Here is an 18,655-nt window from a genome sequence, read left to right as displayed (position 1 = left end):
CGCTGGCTATGGACCTATAATCACGAACGCCCCAACATGGCCATCGGAGGCATCACCCCAAAACAGAAACTGGCCCTGGCCGCATAGTCTCTACTCTCAAGTCGCTTTAAAAATGGGGGGATTACCCATCCAGAAGCATATCGCTTACGGTCATCCTACTAACTTTAGAAAAATCGTAAGCCATAAGAAAACTTTTCAATCCAGTATGTAGCGGAACATTCTGATTTTCTATAATTTTATTCGCACAATATTTATTCCACTCCGAAACTAAAGTTTGTTGGAGTTTGCTCGGATTTTGTATTAACGATTCCAAATTTTTATTTATTCCTCTTGGTGCTATAAAAATATAGGCATTCGGAGCTGTAAATTTCCCTAAATACGCGTAATACAATATCTTCCCAAGCTCTAATAAACCAGTATCAGTCGGAAGTGATCTTGCGAATTGCTTGCATTGATAATTGTCCAAAAGACCCTCATGTTTTTGCTTGGATATAAATCCGACGACATCTCTCCCTAAGTCACCAGTTCCTGAAAACCTTTTTACGTCGTCATACTTTGACGTTTTCTTTCCAATCCATTGGCGTACGAATTTCTCGAGTTCTGTGTCGTCCATCTCGAGAATACGGCGATCATATTTCATGTCGACAATTGGCATTTTTTTCAGCTCTAATTTTGGTGCGAAGTGGCGAGGTTATTGATATCGTTACCTTGAAACAATCCCATAAATATGGGATACGGCTAAACTCGATGCCTGTAGTGATGTGCAACATTTCCGACATAGCTACCTAAATGATTTTGCAATTAAATAGGGCGAGTGAATTTTATTAGGTCGCACCATTTACATAAATAGTGCGAGCCATTTTTTATTACATCGCACTATTTAATTTAAGAGGCGCGACCTATTTAGATCACTCGCACTATTTAATTTCAAAATCATCTAGACTTTATACAACCTAAAAAGCAAAAGACATCAGTAAGAATCTAAACAAAAAAACAGTCACTATCTTGGGAAAGGTGCCCGGTAAGCATGTCGATTGGCCTGAGCATCATAAAGTGCATGATGCTCTGGTAATTTTGAGTGATTGAAAAAATCGTAAAGCATTAATTCCACAATTTCCTTATCTACTAGCTTGTATTGACACCAAGGTGGCACGCGATAATCCAGCGCGTCACAAAACAAATCCCAATCTGTTTGGTAATCCACGCAGATATAAACATCCTCTTTGTCTCGACGCACGATCTCCAGCCATTTGATGATCTCCAAATGTAGATTGGGGCGCGAATAATAGGAATGCGGTATCTGTCTGAGCAACGGCACTACGGCCTCTCTTACAAACGCTGAACAGACATGATCCGGATAAGGCACTTCGGCATAAAAGTCTTCGCCATATTCCGATGCCAGGCCCAAGCTGATGAGACTTGGGTCTAGAAAATCGGTGAATTCAGTATCCAAAAATACATTCATGCGCTGCTCCATACGGTAAGGAATTCTTGCTGCTAACGAAAATGAATGGGATCACTTAACAAAAAATCTGGTTATACATCAGTACTGTCCGGTTAATTTAGGTATCGACCGTCACAATCTCACTGTGCTTAACCTGGTGCCCACTGATGGCCAACTAAAATCTCTCCAATTATTTTTAAAATCGGAGTTTCACGTCTCGTCACTATCCGACTTCAGCACGTAATGGAAATATTCCTCACCTAAATCGTAAAATTTCAAGCGTATTTAATTAATTTAATGTACCGTATTTAAAACATTAATGTCTTTTAACGCCATAACGTATTAAATACAAAACATTATGAACATATGCGAACTCGGAGCAGCAATTCAAGTTGCTCGGCTAAATAAGCCAATTACTCAAGCGAAATTGTGCGAAGCAGTGCGTATTTCGCGACCCACCTTAAGTCTGCTTGAAACGGGCAAGCTTCCAGAAGTTGGGATACGGAAGGTAATGGAGGTCTTAGAACAACTTGGATTAGAGTTGACATTAAAAGAAGCGCGAACCAGACCGACACTGCGAGATTTACAGCGACAGAATGAAAACGCTAAGGTCGCTGAACTCACACAACCAACAATTAGAAAACGTGCACCTCGCACGCCTAAAGACAAATGACTTCTAATTTGCTACCAAATTAGGTCGTTTCTTTAGGCGTGCCGAAAGAAACGCTGATATCAGATCCGCAGGTCCCTGGTTCGAGTCTACGTCGGGTTTCACGATCAAGCAGTTTCGTTCGCATCGCTTTTCCAAACGCATCAATGACCAGCATTGATTTTATCTAGTGGCATCGAACTATCGCGGCGAGTACCTACGCAGCGCTCTGTCGGCCTGTGAAAACCTTTTATTGTATTTCCTACAGCTTCACATTCACCTGCGAGCGAGAGTAATCAAAAGTCTCTTTCATATGCTTCCTTTGTGTTGCCGTTGCCGCTCTTAAAAAAAGACAACAGAAAAAATAAAAAACGCCGAGCAAAGCGAGGGCCTTTAAATGGAACCGATCTAGGACTTAATAGAAACCAGCTTGATTGCCAATAAAGAGATCGTTCTGCGGATTTTCCACGCGTACATTCCCTACAAAGAACTGTAGCTAAAATTAGGTAGGAATGCGCGTCAGCAGGATGCTAGCAAGTAATCCCAATATTTGAAATGCGTACGCGTGGCATTTCCCGTGTTCGAGACACCGATAGAAGCGTCCTCTGCTGGCCAATTGCAGACGTCTGCTTCCGACGCCGATAGCAGCCTTTACATTCAGAAAAAACAAATATTTTAGCGGCTGCAATTCGTTAAATTTATAAAAATTAAAAGGTTTTCACATATTTGGATAATTCGGCCCACCACCTTCGGGCGTGACCCACACAATGTTTTGCGTAGGATCCTTAATGTCGCAGGTTTTGCAATGTACGCAATTCTGCGCATTGATCTGCAATCGATCTTCGCCCGCATCGGTTTTGATAAATTCATATACTGCAGCAGGACAGTATCGCGCTTCCGGTCCGGCATACAGTGCCAGATTAATGTCTACCGGTACGCTGGCATCCTTCAAGGTCAAATGGATGGGCTGATCTTCTGCGTGGTTGGTATTCGAGATAAACACCGAGGACAAGCGATCAAAGGTCAGCGTGTTGTCCGGCTTCGGATACACAATCGGCTGAAACTCGGACGCAGGGCGCAGGCATGTGTGATCAGCATGCGTATTGCGCAAGGTCCACGGCGCTTTGCCACGGAAGATCAATTGATCAATGCCCACCATCAATGAGCCGGTATACAAACCTTTGCTCATCCACGGTTTGAAGTTGCGCGCGACGTGCAATTCTTCATGCAACCAGGATTGTTCGAATGCTTCTGGATAGGCGCTCAGTTCGTCGAACTGACGACCGCCTGCCAATGCCGCAAAGGCAGCTTCTGCCGCCATCATGCCGCTCTTGATGGCGGCGTGGCTGCCCTTGATGCGACTCGCGTTCAGGAAGCCTGCATCGCAGCCTATCAAGGCACCGCCGCCGAACACCAGCTTGGGCAAAGATTGCAAACCGCCCGCAGTAATGGCGCGTGCGCCGTAAGACAACCGTTTGCCACCCTTGAAGAACTTGCTGATTTCAGGATGCGTTTTGTAGCGCTGGAATTCTTCGAACGGCGACAGATACGGATTGTCGTAACTGAGGCCAACCACGTAGCCAACGGCGACCTGATTATTTTCCAGATGATATAAAAATGAACCGCCATAGGTATCGCTGGCAAGCGGCCAACCAGCGGTATGAATTACCAAACCCGGCTGATGCAAGGCGGGAGCTATCTCCCACAATTCCTTGATGCCGATTCCGTAAGTTTGCGGCGCCTTGCCTTTGTTTAGATCAAATTTTTCCATCAATTGCTTGCCGAGATGGCCGCGCGCGCCTTCTGCAAACAGCGTGTATTTGGCGTGCAGTTCCATACCCAACTGGAAGGCGGCAGTAGGGATGCCAGCGCGATCAACGCCCATATTGCCAGTGGCGACACCGCTCACTGATCCTTCGTCGTTGTACAAAATTTCTGCAGCAGGAAATCCAGGGAAAATTTCAACACCGAGCGCTTCCGCTTGTTGCCCCAACCAGCGCACGACATTCGCCAGTGACACGACGTAATTGCCATGATTCTGGAAGCAGGCCGGCAGCATGAAGTTCGGTGTTTTGTAGGCTTTGCTTTCAGTCAGGAACAGGAAGCGATCTTCGCTGACCTCTGTGTTGAGCGGCGCGCCCAGTTCTTTCCAGTTCGGCAGCAACTCAGTCAACGCTTGTGGATCCATCACTGCGCCGGACAGAATATGCGCGCCTAGTTCGCCGCCTTTTTCCAAAATGCAGACGGACACTTCATGATTTTTTTCTGCTGCAAGTTGCTTGAGTCGAATCGCCGCAGCGAGGCCGGCCGGTCCGCCACCGACGATCACGACGTCATATTCCATCGCTTCGCGTGGACCGTATTTTTCTAGCAGGCTTTGGTTCATCTCAATGCGATCACTCATATCGAAAGATGTGGGAAATGGGTGCTGGAATGCGTAATCATTATTTCAAATTTCGTATGACCAGATTAGCGATGTCTTCCAAATCCGATTGACTGGCACCGCCTCTTGCGGCGACCTCAATACCGGAGAAATTTATGGCGATGAAAAGTGCGGCATGGCGCACATCGATTTCATCCCCAAGCGCCCCTTTACTTTTCGCTTCCGAAATACAATTTTCCAGCGCTGCAAGCAATGTCGTTCTTGCAGCGTCGACCGCGCGATTGATGTCTTCATCCGTATAACCGAATTCACATATCGAACTCACACTCAGGCAATTCGTTTCCTGTTCTTGAAATGCCTGCAGAACGGCGTGCTGCAATACCGCCTGCAACTTGCAAACAGGCGACGCATCACTATTCAGCACATCGAGTTGCTTCGTCGTGGTGTGTTCTAGATGATGCCGTAGCGCTTCCAGATACAAACTGCGCTTGTCGCCAAATGTGTCGTACATGCTTTGTCGACTTATTCCCATGGCACGCAAAAGTACGCTAGTGGATGTTCCTGCATATCCGCCATGGGCAAACATTGACACGGCTTCTCTTAAGACTTCTTCACGCTCAAACTCTTTCGTTCTCGACACTGTGCACCACCTCAATCCTTGTAAAAAGACGATATCTGAACACTACAAGGTACGAAACATGAAGGCGAAGCCTGCAACTACGCACAAGACGCCAACAAATTTCTTGATCAGACGAATGTCGACTTTATGAATGATGTAAGCACCCAGTAGAACGCCACAAATTTCAAATATCGTGATGAACCAGGCCAGGCCGAAATCGATCGTGCCAAATTTCAGGTTCGCGATCGTTCCCGACAACGCGCCCACGATCTGCAGAACCTGCCCTGCACCAATCGCACTCAAGATGGAGTACCCACACAGCATCATTAATGGCACTGAGAGCGCTGGGCCGCCTATCCCTGTCAATCCAGATAGGAATCCGGTAATCGCACCTATGCCGGCCAAAATCAGCCATTGCTTTCGGCTGCTCCCAACGGCCAAAGCAGTTGCCCGATCACCGGCTGCCAGGGTGTAAATCCCGGCACTCATGATCATCACCGCCAAGACACCCGACAGCATTGTCGTACTCAATTTGGACCCCACCCATGCGCCGGCAAAACCGGTTAGCACTGCACCAATACAAATAGGCCCGACTAACGACCAGTTGATGCTGCCCTTTTTATGGAAATAAATCGCGCCGACAATACCGGTAAAAATGAAAGTAAACAAAGACGTCGCGGTGCCCTGATGGATCGTCACTCCTGCCACCAGCGTTAATGCCGTTGGCATGAAAAAGCCGCCCACACCCACAGCGCCTACCAGTACCCCGATGCTGATCGATATCAAAACAAGACTGCTATAGGTCAACATCAAGAATCCGATTTGTCGTTAATTTATCCCCCATATTATAACTCGTTATAACGTGTTGATAAAGACTAAGCAGCTTCTTGTGTCGCACTTACACACTGCAGTTCACGTATCAAATCAGGTACTACTTCAAACAAATCTCCGACTATGCCGTAGTCCGCCACAGCAAAAATTGGAGCTTCCGGATCCTTGTTAATCGCCACAATCACGCGCGAATCAGTCATGCCCGCCAAATGTTGGATCGCGCCGGAAATGCCGATAGCGATATACAAATCCGGACCCACTATTTTCCCGGTTTGACCGACCTGTAAATCATTGGCCACAAAGCCGGCGTCCACTGCTGCACGGGATGCGCCCAAGGCAGCACCCAACTCATCCGCCAACGGTTCCAGTATTCGAAAATTTTCGCTGGAACCCAGCCCTCGTCCACCAGATACGACGATACGCGCAGAAGTTAAATCCGGTCGCCCCGAAGTCGCCAAATCACGTGAAATGAACAATGACTTACCTGAATCCGCAGCCGCCATGATGGGCTGAACGGGCGCGTTTCCATGCATGCCAGCTGCGGCAAAATTGACCGCTCGTACTGTGAGGACCTTGATTTCATCCAGCGACTGTACGGTCGCAATTGCGTTACCGGCGTATATAGGCCGTTCAAAGATATCTGCGGATACCACTTTCGTCACTTCAGAAATTTGCCCAACGTCCAGCATGGCGGCGACGCGCGGCATAATATTCTTCCCATACACGGTCGCGGGAGCGAGCAGATGTGTATAGGTATGCGTCAGCGCCAACGCTAGTATTTGCTGCGCGACATTCTCTGCCAATCCATTGGCGAACGGGATGGCATCGGCTACCAGTACTTTTCCAATACCACTAATTTTTGCAGCCGCTTGCGCGACGGCATCGCAGCCATATCCAGCGACAAGTACGTGCACATTCGTATTACATTGCAATGCGGCAGTGACTGTATGCAAGGTGCTGATATTCAATGAAACATTATCGTGTTCGGCGATTACTAACGCGTTCATGATGAAGCCCTTTTCTGACTAGATTGATTTGATATCAAATAACCCGTGCATCATTTTTCAATTTATCGACAAGTGCAGCTGCGCTGTCGAGCAAGATACCCGGCGCACGTCTGGCCGGCTCATTCACTTTCAGGGTAAGCCAGCGCGGCGTTAGATCGATTCCCAGTGCCGAGGCAGGTGTAACTTCCAATGTTTTTTTCTTTGCCTTCATCAGATTCGGCAAACTAACAAAGCGCGGCTCGTTCAAACGCAAATCAACCGTGACAATCGCTGGCAATGTCAGCCGTACAGATTCCGTTCCGCCATCGATTTCACGCTGCACAACGACCGAACCATCTTCGACAGATATTTTTGAGGCATACGTAGCCTGTGGCCAATCAAGCAAGGCCGCGAGCATCTGTCCCGTTTGATTGCAGTCATCATCGATTGCCTGCTTGCCCAGAATAATCAAATCCGGATTTTCCTTGATCGCGATAGCAGCGAGTAGTTTCGCTACAGCGAGGGGCTGCAACTCCAAATCTGTTTCAATTAACAAGCCACGATCCGCACCGATCCCCATCGCAGTACGCAGCGTTTCCTGGCAAGTATTCAAGCCGCATGAAATGGCTACTACTTCGATTGCCTTGCCAGACTCACGTAATCTGACGGCCTCTTCTACTGCTATTTCATCAAAAGGATTGATAGACATCTTTACGTTGCTTGTATCTATCCCCGATCCGTCTGACTTGATACGAATCTTGACGTTCGAGTCAATGACGCGCTTTACAGGAACCATAATTTTCATTGCATATCCTTTCAACCATGGAGTTTGGATTGCGCAGCATCTGAACGCTGCATTCACAGCTATACAACTAAGTACTTATTTTCAACATGACAAGAACGAGAACGACGATCCAGACGGTTTCCCCAACCAGCATCAACACCGGCCGCCAGCCCAACGATGCAAGGGATTGAAAAGAAGTTTTTACTCCCAGTGCAGCGATGGACAATACAAGGCAATTGCGCGACACATCATTGATCCAGCCGGAGGCCAGATGGGGAATGAGATGAAAACTATTTGCCAGCATCATGCAAACAAACCCGATCAGGAAAAATGGCACAAGCGGTGAACGTGAGACGTCCCCAACCTCGCCGCGCTTGCGGTACAAAAGAGAGATTGCGACAACGGCTGGTACTAGGCAGGCGACACGCGCCAATTTGACTATCGTTGCCACCTCACCGGTGTGATTGGAAATCAGGTAACCCGCACCAACAACCTGGGCCACATCATGAATAGTGGCGCCCAGAAAAATCCCCGCAGTTGTTACATCCAGCTTCAAAAAATGAACGATCAATGGATAAATAATCATTGCCATTGTGGACAGCGAAGTCACACCAACAACAGTAAGCAATGTGAATTGCTCGTTTTCCTTCGTCTTCGGCAATACAGCTGAAATCGCCAACGCCGCGGATGCACCGCAGATTGCTACCGCGCCACCTGATAGCAAGCCCTCCACTCTGCTGCGGCCGAAAATTTTCGCCACGACACATCCCATCAGAACGGTGGATACGACGGCAATCAAAACAATGATCAAGGGCGCGGCGCCTAGCGATGTAATCTGTTCGAGTGTGACGCGTGCACCCAGCAAGGCAACGCCAGTACGTAACAGCGTCTGACTACAAAAATTGATGCCGGGCCGGCACAATGGATCTTGCGACAGAAAATGAAAAGCCAGCCCGAAGAACAATGCATACAACAGTTGCGGCCCACCATAAGCGGTGGACACAAAGGTGGCCGCTAAAGCAATGACCACGCTAAGGGAAATACCCGGCCAGTTCTTTTTGAGCGCAGCCGGATGCCATGCGGAAAAGATAGTTGCGGATCTGCCTTGCCACGCCAGGTAAGACAGCCTCATTTTTTCGCTCACGTCTATCTCTCTTCCGCTTGCAACAGGCAACACTTCTCCCTGCGAGGTGAAACGACACACTCACAATCAGCCTGGCAAACAGAGAAATGGGTTAATGAGCCGCATCAAAAGATGCGGCGGTACTGGCTTACTTATCTACGAAAGCACGCTCGATCACATAGTGACCAGGATGACTCATATTGCCTTCCGTCAGCCCCTGCGCTTCCAGCACGGCCACGGTATCTTTCAGCATGGCCGGACTGCCGCACAACATGAAGCGATCTTCTTCCACATTGAATGCCGGGACACCAAGCTTCTCGAAGAACTCCTCGCTTTGCAGCAAGTCAGGAATACGCCCTTGATTTTTGAATGGCTCGCGCGTGACAGTTGGAAAATAAATCAAACGGTCAGTGACCATTTCTCCCAAAAATTCATGCTTGAACAGATCGTTGGAAATTCGTTCCTGATAAGCCAACTCATGAATGTGACGACAACCATGGACGAGTATCACTTTTTCATACTGTTCATAAATATCAGGGTCGTGCGCAATACTCATGAACGGCGCGAGGCCGGTCCCTGTACCTAACAAATAAAGTCGTTTACCTGGCAACAAATTTTGGCTCAGCAATGTGCCTGAAGCCTTGCGTCCGACAAGGATGGAGTCTCCCACCTTGATATTCTGCAGACGCGAAGTCAATGGGCCGTCTTGCACCTTGATACTCAAGAACTCAAGCGTTTCTTCGTAATGCGGACTGACCATACTGTAAGCACGCATGAGTGGCTTGCCATCAACGTCCAAACCGATCATGGCAAACTGCCCGCTTTGATAACGGAAGCTCGCCTCACGTGTCGTCGTGAACGAAAACAACCTATCGGTCCAGTGATGTACCGATAACACTTCTGCTTGATAAAAATTACTCATCACGCCACCCTTTCATTAAAGCTGCGGTGAAACCTGTTTCAACCGGACCATCCACGATGCGGCGCAGATAGGCCCATGGATAAATACCTCTATCGTGTCCGTCCGAAAAAAATAATTGAATCCCGATCGATCCCAGAACTTCCATCTTCAACAATTCGATATCTGCCGCCACTGGAATCACATCATCAAGCACTCTGCGTGTACTTTCACAAACGCTGCATCGGCATGACTGACGTAATACCTTGTGCGATACCAGCGCATGCTTTCCATTCCATTCGAGTTCAACCAGTCGTTTTTTTCTATCGATACTGATGGCAGATGGCCATTCGGCCGCCACTTCCGCGATGGCACTTTCGACTTCCCGTTCGAGCACGGCATTAGAGGACATGACTGACTCCTGCAGGTCCAACTTCCATGCTCAAACCTTCACATCCACCTTGAGACAATTCACTGCCCATTGCAGCCAGACTTTCTTCTCTGATGAGTTGTTTGATTTCACGGACCAAAGCAACGAACTCTGGGGTTTCCATCATTTCCGGTTTGCGTGGTCGCGGCAGTGGCACGGCGATCTCGGCCTTGACGCGACCAGGCCGCGCAGTCATCACATATATGCGATCCGAGAGGAAAATGGATTCTTCTATATCGTGCGTAATGAACAACACTGACAAACGCAAGCGTTGCCACATATTGGTCAAAATTTCCTGCATGACCGAACGTGTTTGCGAATCCAGTGCGCCAAATGGCTCATCCATCAACAACACCTGCGGACTGGTTGCCAGCGCGCGCACGATGCCGACACGCTGCTTCATGCCGCCTGACAGTTGCGATGGATAGTGATCCTCGAACGCCAGCAAACCTGCAAGGCCAAGCAAGGTACGCGCTTGTGTCTGTCTCTGTGTTTGCGATACGCCCTTCATCTTGAGACCGAACTCGACGTTCTTGCGCACCGTCATCCACGGGAACAAAGAGTACTGTTGAAACACAACCCCACGATCTGACCCGGGGCCACTAATGCGCTTGCCATCGACCAGCAAGCTGCCGCCATTTACTTTGGTAAATCCTGCGACTGCATTCATCAAGCTGGATTTACCACATCCTGATGGGCCGATCAGCGAGACGAATTCACCTGGTTGCACATGCAGCGAAACAGACTGGACTGCCTGCACGGTGCCGCTACGCGCCTTGAAGCTGATGTTGATATCACGGGCTTCGATGTGACCAAATACGGTACTCATTTGTTAGACCCTCCAGCTGATCCTACCCATGGCATGGCAAGTTTGGAAGCCACTTGTATGGCTTTGCTGCACAACAGTCCGAGGATGCCGATGGTGATCATGCCCAGAGCAATTTCCGAGTATGAAATCAACGAGTAGGCTTCCCACGTGAAGTAACCGATACCAAATTGTCCCGAGATCATTTCCGCGGCAATCAACGACACCCACGCCACGCCCATACCAATCGAGAGCCCGGTAAAAATATGTGGCAGTGCGCCGGGGATCACGACATATGTGATCAGGTCTATCTCCTTCGTACCAAGGCTGCGTGCAGCCCGCAACAGCACTTCATCAATTTCTTCCACACCGTGGATGGTATTGATCAAGATCGGGAAGAAGGCGCCCAGGAATGTAATGAACACGATACTTACTTCGTTGCTTGGCCAAAGCATGATGGCCATAGGCACCCATGCGATCGCCGGGATCGGTCGGAATATTTCCAGCGCAGGCATGGTCAAGGAACGGAAGATTCGATAACGTCCAATCAAAATGCCGAGGCTGATCCCGATGCCGGCAGCGATCGCAAACCCGAGCAAGACTCGGCGAACACTGATACCGACATTCATGATGAATTTGGTTGAGCGATTCACTTCCAGCACCTTGTCAAATACGTTACCAGGTGTAGGAATATTTCCAAACCGTACGTAGAAATCGAGCTGGAATTTGGTTGCGAAATGCCAAGCAAGCAAGACACTGGCAATCGAAATCACGCCCATTACATATTGCGCAATTTTTGATTCAAACCAGTCTTTCCAACTCGATGTATCTTCCATAAGCACCGCATGAGGAATGTCACCGACGCCGCCTTTGATCGCCAGTAAAGGCGGCTTCGATACGGGGACAGTTTGTACTGAAGTCGCTGCCACCGGGATAGGTTCATCAAGCGGACGGCGTTCGGTCATTCCCATGATTATTTCTCCATTTTTGCCAGGACCTGCGCATAAGTCGCAACCGACGCACCTGCCTTGGCTGCATATGCTTCAGCGTCTTTCTTCAGAAGGAAAGGCACTACATCCAGTTTTGCAATTTCTGTACCACTCACTGAATAAAAGGCCTTGTCGGCAAATACCTTGATGCCGAGTGCTTTGTCAAAGACATAAGCCACTGCGATTTTTTTGCCGGCGTCCTGGTATTTTTTGATACCCATGAACGTGCACAAGGTTGAACTCAGAGGAACAATGTCGCCACCCTCAATCCAGATTTGTCCTGCTTCTTTTGGACGTGTGATTGGCTTATTGCAAACCGGATCCTTGCCTTCAATGTCGTAGTTCGCAAGTGTCTGCTTCTGCGCGTCGTAATCGAGCGAGCGATCCTTGAATGCCTGGCGCAAATATGTTTCGTTCACCCATGCGTCGACATCGAACTGTTTGACGCGATTAAGCTTTTGCAACACGCCGAATGCAGTCTTGACTGAGCTGACCAGCATTGGCTTGATGGTTGGATCAAGTGTATGAATGCCACCAGGTCCGAGGAAGATGTAAACCACTTCTTTTTCGATCTTGGTCCACTCCTGGATTTTTTCTGCAGCGAGTTTTGGGTTCTTACGCACCCAATCGTCGGCATCCATCATCGCCTTGATATATGCCACTGCGACTTCCGGATATTTTTCTGCAAAATCCTTGCGCATGACAACGCCGTGGAAGGTTGGCATCTTCGTTTCAGCACCGTCAAATATTTTTCGCGCGAAACCGCGGTACGGTAACAACTCTGCAAATGGCACGAAGTCGGCGTGCGCATCAATTTTCTTTTCTTGCAGATTAGTGGTGCCGACCTCAGGTGATTGACTCACGAGATTCCAGTAGCTATCGGACCAGCCGCGCGCCTGCATTGCCTGCAAAAGCATGCCGTGTGCCGCCGAGCCAAATGGAACAGATACCGTTTTATCTTTCAGGTCGGACAACTCGTAGTAAGGACTATCTTTGTGAACCACTACGCCGTTACCGGCACCGAAGGCGTTGTAGGCGATGACAGCGATGAGCTGCGTTTCGTTACCTTTGTTTTGCTGGCCGGTTGCGCCGTTCACAAGCAAAGGATAGTCACCCATCATGCCGATCTGAATCTTGTTGGCGATCATGCCGTTGGTAATCGGCGGACCGGAGGTGGCATTTTGCCAATCCAGTTTCCAATCAATGTTGGCGTACTTTCCCGTCTTGGGAAGATACTTCTCAAGCAAGCCGAGCTCCTTGATCACGATGCCGCCGGTGACGGTGTTGGTCGTCGTATTTTGCGTACCGATACCGATGGTGACTGTCTCTTTTGCCTGTACTGACAAAGAAAACAGCGCAGCTGCGGATAACGTCATGAGTCGAACTGCAAAACTCTTCTTGTTGCGGATGAAACTGGTCGATGAAAGCGAGATAGTCATATTCAATCCTTCCTAGTTATTCACATCGTTCGAGATACAGGCGCACTAACCGGCGCTTCTTAAATCATCTCCACCAAATGTTCCCGCTTGCCTTCTTTTTCAGCCCAGGACTCTGCTTCCGGCAAGGGCTCTTTTGATTGCGTGATCAACGGCCATTCCTTCGTCAGCCGAATGTTCAATTCGACATATTCCTTTTGTGACTCCGGCAAATCTTTTTCATCAAAAATTGCCTCGACCGGACACTCAGCCACACAGACGCCGCAATCGATACACACTTCCGGATCAATGACGAGAAAATTAGGGCCTTCGTGAAAACATTCGACTGGACATATAGCGACACAGTCGGTGTACTTGCACCCTATGCACGCTTCTCCAACGACGTGGGTCATGACGCACCTCCATGCAAACGGATGGTTGCCATCGCCAGCTTGGAAAGTTTGCGGACGTCGGAATCAGCATCTGTTAGCGCAAATTCGAGAAAAGGAATAGCGCGCGTGTCGCCGATTTCACCCAGGGCAATCACGGCTTCTTTACGCAGATTGCTGATCGGATGTTTAAGCGCTTCGCAGAGGGCAGGAACACCCGGCTTTGCTTTCAACTTGCCCAGACTGCGTGCAGCTTTCACGCGCACTTGCCAGAATTCGTCATCCATCACGCGCACAAGATCAGGAACCGCCAGCGACAATCCCAACTTGCCTATCGTTGTCGCGGCCTCCTCACGAACCTGCCACACCGAGTCCGACAGCACGCGGCTGAGGGTTGGCTGAATGCTGACTTCTGATGAATAGCCAAGCGCACCGATCGCGATACGTCGTACTTCTTGATCCGGGTCGTTGGCGGCAGCATTGGTCAGTGCGCCGATTGCTTCCGGCTTTTTCAGGTAACCGAGCACACCTACGGCTTCACGCCGCACCATTGCGCTGTCGTCTTCGATGGCCTGCATTGCCGGCGCAAAAGCGTCTTCCGATTTCAGTGCGCGGATCGCGTGCAAGGCATAACTTTTTACTTGTGGATCAAGCTCGGAGAGATACGGCAGCAGAAAGGTGGCGGACTCCGGATTCTTCAATTCAGCCAGGGTAAGCGCCGCTGCTTTTTGCACTTCTGCGTCAACGTCCTTGAGCAAGGGTACCAAAGCCATTAATGCCTCTGGCTCTTCATAACCCTCAATTGCCTTGGCGGCTTCAAGCCGGACGCTGGCGTCGGAGTCGGCCAGTGCTTCCACCAGATAGGGAATGATGTCGTACTCTTCTTCGGTGTACGGCAAATCGATGACGGCAATCCGGCGTACTGCGGCATCGTCGCTTTTCAATCGTTCATGGATACTTGTGGCAATCATGTTGACTCCTAGCGCAACAGGTAGGGGATGTTGACTTGTACTGCACCGGTAGGGCAGTCTTGTTCACACGGCATGCAGTACCAGCATTCGTCGAATTTCATGAAGGCCTTGTTGGTGACGAAGTCGATCGCCAGAACATCCAGCGGGCAGACATCCACACACACGGTGCAGCCCTTCTCGGCAATGCACTTGGACTGATCGACTACCACCGGGGCTTGGGTTCTTGTCGTTGCTATGGTCATGATGGTTCCTCGTTTAGTTTGTGTTTTTGCCGCCAGCTACACGCAGACGTTGATAAGCAGCTTTTTCATCGTCGTTCAGTTCAACCATGTAGGGTTCGATTTCACGTTTGCGTGAGACCATCTTGCCGTCCGCGCTTTTACCGATGTTGGTATGGCAGAACCAGTTTTCGTCGTCCTTTTCCGGATGGTCGACGCACAGGTGATACAGACCCCAACGACTTTCCTTGCGGTACAGCGAGGCTCGCGCTGCTAGTTCGGCGCAGTCACGTATCGTGTGTGCCTCCATCGCGCGCATCAGTTCATGTGGATTTTCAGCCACGACATCGTTGAGATCGTCCTTGATCTCGCCAAAGCGCTCGAGTGCAATTTCCATCTTGCGAGTGATTTTTGGCGGTTGCAGATAGTCGTTGACGATACGGCGCGTTTTGTATTCGACCTGGAAAGGTGTAAGTCCTTCGCTACGCGACAGCGGCGCCATGATGCGTTGACGTTCTGCTTCAACCATGTCGGTGTTGATGGTTGGAGTTGCCATGCCGGAGATGTAATCTGCCGCGTTTTCACCGCAGAATTTGCCGTACACGAATGCGCCCAACATGTAATTGTGCGGAATGCTTGCGCAGTCGCCGGCCGCGTACAAGCCGGGGATCGAGCATTCGCCTTTTTCATTGGTCCAGATGCCGGATGCGCTGTGACCGCTGCAGAAACCGATTTCCGAGATATGCATCTCGATGGCTTTTTGACGATAGTCATTGCCGCGTCCTTCGTGGAAGCGACCACGGCTAGGGCGTTCGTTGGTATGCAGGATGTGTTCGATCTCTGCGATTGTTTCTTCGGCGAGGTGATCGAGTTTCAGGAAAACCGGACCGCGGCCGCCTTCGAGTTCGTTGTAGAACTCCAGCATCATCTGGCCGCTCCAGTAATCGCATTCGATAAAACGTGAGCCCTGCGAGTTCGCTGTAAAGCCACCAAACGGACCAGTAACATACGCACAGGCAGGTCCGTTGTAATCCTTGATCAAAGGGTTAACTTGGAAGCATTCGAGGTTGGTCAATTCTGCGCCAGCGTGAAATGCCATGGTATGGCCTTCGCCGCTATTGGTTGGATTCTCGTAGGTGCCGAACATATAACCAGAAGCCGGCAAGCCGAGTCGGCCAGCAGCGCCAGTGCACAAGACAACCGACTTGGCCTTGATGACGTAAAAGTCGGCGGTACGGCAATCGAAGCCCATTACGCCGGTGATTTCGCCATTCAAACCTGTGATCAAACGCGTCGCTACCACTCGGTTGGTAATATCGACACGCGCCCGCTTCAACTGTCTGTAAAGAACTTTTTTCATGTGATGTCCTTCCGGCATCGGAAGCACGTAACTGCCAAGGTGATGCACCTTGCGTACTGCGAAATCGCCAGTCTCGTCTTTCTCAAACTTCACACCCCAGCGGTCCAACTCTTCAATCATTGCGAAACTATTTGATGCATAAGCGAACACGCCCTTTTGATCCACGATGCCATCGTTGGCAACCGTAATTTCCTTGGTGTATTGCTCTGGTGTTGCGTGCCCTGGAATCACGGCATTATTCAGGCCATCCATGCCCATGGAAATCGCACCGCTTCGCTTTACGTTTGCTTTTTCCAGCACTAGGACCCGCAGCTTCGGATTTTTTTCTTTGGCTTTTACAGCGGCCATAGGACCACCTGTACCGCCACCAACGATCACAAGGTCGTACTCCAATTCGATGGTTTTCATCTTTGCCTTTCAAGTAAGCACTGGGAAACAAATCAACGCAAGGAATTGGAAGTTGCTGAGCAAACAACCATTCACCAACGCTGCCAACATTTGCGATATCGCGCATGAGATCAACTCATCATGACTCGTCATAACCAGTTGAGCAAAACGTGTGCCAGCCGTTTTCAGGATTTATTTGGGGGATTTGCTACGAAAATGCGCGAAAGCGCTTCAGGACGGGAGGATAGAACGAATCATTATGGTGAAACTAACCAAAACAGGGTCCCAACTTAGTGAGATCGAATGGTCTGATAAGCGACTATATAAGCATTAAAATCACTCAACTTATTGCAAATGATTTCTATTCTTATTAAGGTCTATCTCAACACTTTTAATTTATATTTGAAACTTTCAGCTCGATAGTGAATGTACTCGAACACAAGCGGCTTGCTTTCGCTGGCATAGGTCAAGCGTTCAATACGCAGGATTGGGGAATTAGCCGCAACGTTCAGGCGCGCGGCGATTTCCGCACTGGCTGAGGTTGCATCAATCTCGACATCCGCGGAGTGAAGAGGCTGGCCCAGCTCATTTTCCAGCAGTGAAAACAGATCTTTGTCCTTGAGATTTTTCTCTGACAAATTCGATCCGATTTCATGCCGAACCCATGAGTAGTCAATCGAAATTGGCTCGCGATTCAAATACCGCACTCGCCTAATTTCAGTAACTTGAGCGCCAAGGTCAATTCCCAGCTTTAAACAGGCGATAGCCGTTCCAGGGACACTACTTAAGCCAAATACTTCTGAAAAGGTCTCGTGTCCAAGATGACGCATAGCCTCGCCAAACCCCTGCAGATGCGTCAACTCTTGAGATACATTAGGCATCGCAACAAAGGTGCCCTTGCCGTGTACTTTGAAAAGCAAGCCTTCTTGTTGCAGATCATTCATCGCTTGTCGCACGGTAATTCGACTAACCCCAAAAGCATTGATCATTTCGCTCTCGGAAGGCAATCGCTGGTGCGCTACATAAGTGCCATCAATGATTTTGGCCCTTAAAGCTTCTTTAATCTGTGTATAGAGAGGTATTGTCGAAGACTGAGGAAACTGCATTTTGACCGCCAAAGTAGCTCATGATATTGGCTTCCATTATAGGGGTCTTATGTTTGATGTAATGCGTCTGACGCATCATGAGTCGGTTTTTTTTGCCTAACGCCTTCTATTTTTAAGGTGGCTAATCCCAACACGACTCTTAAAAAGAATTTGATCCTCGCGTTCGCCGATATGGAACGTGCTGTTTTCGACCCAAAGTGGACGTTTGATCACGACAGCGCTTAGGAAGATTCCCGCTCTTTGGAACATTGAAATGCTATCTCCAAGTACCCCATTCCTACTTTCTCGAAACGGTACATCACCCAAACTTATAAGATAAACACATTGAAATTTATTTAGATGGTGCGAACAATGAATGCAAAGCCCGCGACCAAACACAAGAAACCAACCAATTTTTTGATCAAGCGAACGTCGACCTTATGAATTAAGTAGGCTCCGAGTAGAACGCCACAAATTTCAAATGATGTGATAAACCAAGCTAGACTAAAATCGATTGTGCCAAATTTCAAATTAGCCATAGTTCCGGATAATGCCCCTACAATCTGTAGAACCTGCCCTGCACCAATCGCATTCAAAATAGAGTAGCCGCACAACATCATTAATGGCACTGACAGAGCAGGGCCACCAATTCCAGTCAATCCAGATAAAAATCCTGTCATTGCACCTATGCCTGCCAAGACCAGCCATTGCTGTTTGGCATTGCGTACGATTACTAAAGATGCGCGATCTCCAAATGCCAAGGTGAACCGCCCCGGGTTTCGTGGAGGCTGGTTGGTTTAAGTTAAGTCTGCACGGTAGGATGTTCGCTTGTTTGCCGGTAGTAGTTTCTTTCCGCTTCGGCAGGAGGAATATACCCGATTGGCGCGAG

General features: G+C 49.1%; 20 protein-coding genes. 1 reads left to right on the top strand and 19 read right to left on the bottom strand.

All coding sequences use genetic code 11. The features are described from left to right. Window positions 1-121: 121 nt before the first annotated feature. Together IXC47_RS18645 and IXC47_RS18640 are read right to left on the bottom strand one after the other, a co-directional pair. On the bottom strand, window positions 122-655 hold the full coding sequence (locus IXC47_RS18645) for a hypothetical protein (protein WP_195876675.1): 534 nt from the start codon (window positions 653-655) through the stop codon (window positions 122-124). A 345-nt stretch (window positions 656-1,000) separates the two neighbouring features. Then, a complete protein-coding gene (locus IXC47_RS18640; RefSeq protein ID WP_195876674.1) occupies window positions 1,001-1,465 on the bottom strand; it encodes a 3'-5' exoribonuclease in 465 nt (154 codons plus the stop codon). A gap of 337 nt (window positions 1,466-1,802) precedes the next feature. On the opposite strand from IXC47_RS18640, the gene IXC47_RS19600 reads away from it, so the two are divergent. Continuing rightward, entirely contained in the window at window positions 1,803-2,117 is a 315-nt protein-coding gene (locus IXC47_RS19600) for an XRE family transcriptional regulator (protein ID WP_195876673.1), read from the top strand. 694 nt (window positions 2,118-2,811) lie between these two features. On the opposite strand, the gene IXC47_RS18630 is transcribed toward IXC47_RS19600, so the two are convergent. From IXC47_RS18630 to IXC47_RS18550, 17 genes are all read right to left on the bottom strand, one after another. Then, entirely contained in the window at window positions 2,812-4,437 is a 1,626-nt protein-coding gene (locus IXC47_RS18630) for an electron transfer flavoprotein-ubiquinone oxidoreductase (RefSeq protein WP_407651165.1), read from the bottom strand. A 100-nt stretch (window positions 4,438-4,537) separates the two neighbouring features. Beyond that, complete coding sequence (locus tag IXC47_RS18625) at window positions 4,538-5,116, bottom strand: TetR/AcrR family transcriptional regulator (RefSeq protein WP_195876671.1); 579 nt, start codon at window positions 5,114-5,116, stop codon at window positions 4,538-4,540. A gap of 42 nt (window positions 5,117-5,158) precedes the next feature. After that, window positions 5,159-5,905 carry a sulfite exporter TauE/SafE family protein gene (locus IXC47_RS18620; RefSeq protein ID WP_195876670.1) on the bottom strand — a complete coding sequence of 249 codons (747 nt, stop codon included), beginning with the start codon at window positions 5,903-5,905 and terminating at the stop codon, window positions 5,159-5,161. Window positions 5,906-5,970: 65 nt separating this feature from the next. After that, window positions 5,971-6,933, bottom strand: a complete 963-nt coding sequence (locus IXC47_RS18615; RefSeq protein WP_195876669.1) for an electron transfer flavoprotein subunit alpha/FixB family protein — start codon at window positions 6,931-6,933, stop codon at window positions 5,971-5,973. 34 nt (window positions 6,934-6,967) lie between these two features. Next, the gene (locus tag IXC47_RS18610) at window positions 6,968-7,717 is read right to left on the bottom strand and encodes an electron transfer flavoprotein subunit beta/FixA family protein (RefSeq protein WP_195876668.1); all 750 of its coding nucleotides are present in this window, start codon (window positions 7,715-7,717) and stop codon (window positions 6,968-6,970) included. Window positions 7,718-7,784: 67 nt separating this feature from the next. Next, window positions 7,785-8,840: a YeiH family protein gene (locus IXC47_RS18605; protein ID WP_326838430.1), complete on the bottom strand. Its 1,056-nt coding sequence runs from the start codon at window positions 8,838-8,840 to the stop codon at window positions 7,785-7,787. Window positions 8,841-8,967: 127 nt separating this feature from the next. Next, window positions 8,968-9,741: a ferredoxin--NADP reductase gene (locus tag IXC47_RS18600; protein WP_195876667.1), complete on the bottom strand. Its 774-nt coding sequence runs from the start codon at window positions 9,739-9,741 to the stop codon at window positions 8,968-8,970. Continuing rightward, a complete protein-coding gene (locus IXC47_RS18595) occupies window positions 9,734-10,129 on the bottom strand; it encodes a DUF971 domain-containing protein (protein ID WP_195876666.1) in 396 nt (131 codons plus the stop codon). Before IXC47_RS18595 ends, IXC47_RS18600 begins: the two co-directional genes overlap by 8 nt. Next, window positions 10,119-10,976 carry an ABC transporter ATP-binding protein gene (locus IXC47_RS18590; RefSeq protein ID WP_195876665.1) on the bottom strand — a complete coding sequence of 286 codons (858 nt, stop codon included), beginning with the start codon at window positions 10,974-10,976 and terminating at the stop codon, window positions 10,119-10,121. Before IXC47_RS18590 ends, IXC47_RS18595 begins: the two co-directional genes overlap by 11 nt. Further along, window positions 10,973-11,923, bottom strand: a complete 951-nt coding sequence (locus IXC47_RS18585) for an ABC transporter permease (protein ID WP_195876664.1) — start codon at window positions 11,921-11,923, stop codon at window positions 10,973-10,975. Before IXC47_RS18585 ends, IXC47_RS18590 begins: the two co-directional genes overlap by 4 nt. Window positions 11,924-11,925: 2 nt before the next feature. Continuing rightward, entirely contained in the window at window positions 11,926-13,380 is a 1,455-nt protein-coding gene (locus IXC47_RS18580; protein WP_230089659.1) for an ABC transporter substrate-binding protein, read from the bottom strand. A 59-nt stretch (window positions 13,381-13,439) separates the two neighbouring features. Further along, window positions 13,440-13,769, bottom strand: a complete 330-nt coding sequence (gene fdxA / locus IXC47_RS18575) for a ferredoxin FdxA (RefSeq protein WP_195876663.1) — start codon at window positions 13,767-13,769, stop codon at window positions 13,440-13,442. Then, window positions 13,766-14,716, bottom strand: coding sequence for a HEAT repeat domain-containing protein (locus IXC47_RS18570; RefSeq protein WP_195876662.1), 951 nt, complete (start codon window positions 14,714-14,716; stop codon window positions 13,766-13,768). The genes fdxA and IXC47_RS18570 overlap by 4 nt, the downstream gene beginning before the upstream one ends. Before the next feature lie 8 nt (window positions 14,717-14,724). Then, window positions 14,725-14,958, bottom strand: a complete 234-nt coding sequence (locus IXC47_RS18565; RefSeq protein ID WP_195876661.1) for a 4Fe-4S dicluster domain-containing protein — start codon at window positions 14,956-14,958, stop codon at window positions 14,725-14,727. A 13-nt stretch (window positions 14,959-14,971) separates the two neighbouring features. Beyond that, window positions 14,972-16,702, bottom strand: a complete 1,731-nt coding sequence (locus IXC47_RS18560; protein ID WP_195876660.1) for a fumarate reductase/succinate dehydrogenase flavoprotein subunit — start codon at window positions 16,700-16,702, stop codon at window positions 14,972-14,974. Between the two features lie 356 nt (window positions 16,703-17,058). Beyond that, window positions 17,059-17,787 (bottom strand): GntR family transcriptional regulator, encoded by a 729-nt coding sequence (locus IXC47_RS18555; RefSeq protein WP_195876659.1) that lies wholly within the window; start codon window positions 17,785-17,787, stop codon window positions 17,059-17,061. Window positions 17,788-18,122: 335 nt separating this feature from the next. Beyond that, window positions 18,123-18,527, bottom strand: a complete 405-nt coding sequence (locus IXC47_RS18550; protein WP_195876658.1) for a sulfite exporter TauE/SafE family protein — start codon at window positions 18,525-18,527, stop codon at window positions 18,123-18,125. Between the last annotated feature and the right edge of the window lie 128 nt (window positions 18,528-18,655).

It is taken from the genome of Herminiimonas contaminans (assembly GCF_015645465.1).
Lineage (GTDB): Bacteria > Pseudomonadota > Gammaproteobacteria > Burkholderiales > Burkholderiaceae_D > Oxalicibacterium > Oxalicibacterium contaminans.
Note: the sequence above shows the minus strand (reverse complement) of the source record. Positions and strands in the feature narration are given on the sequence as shown.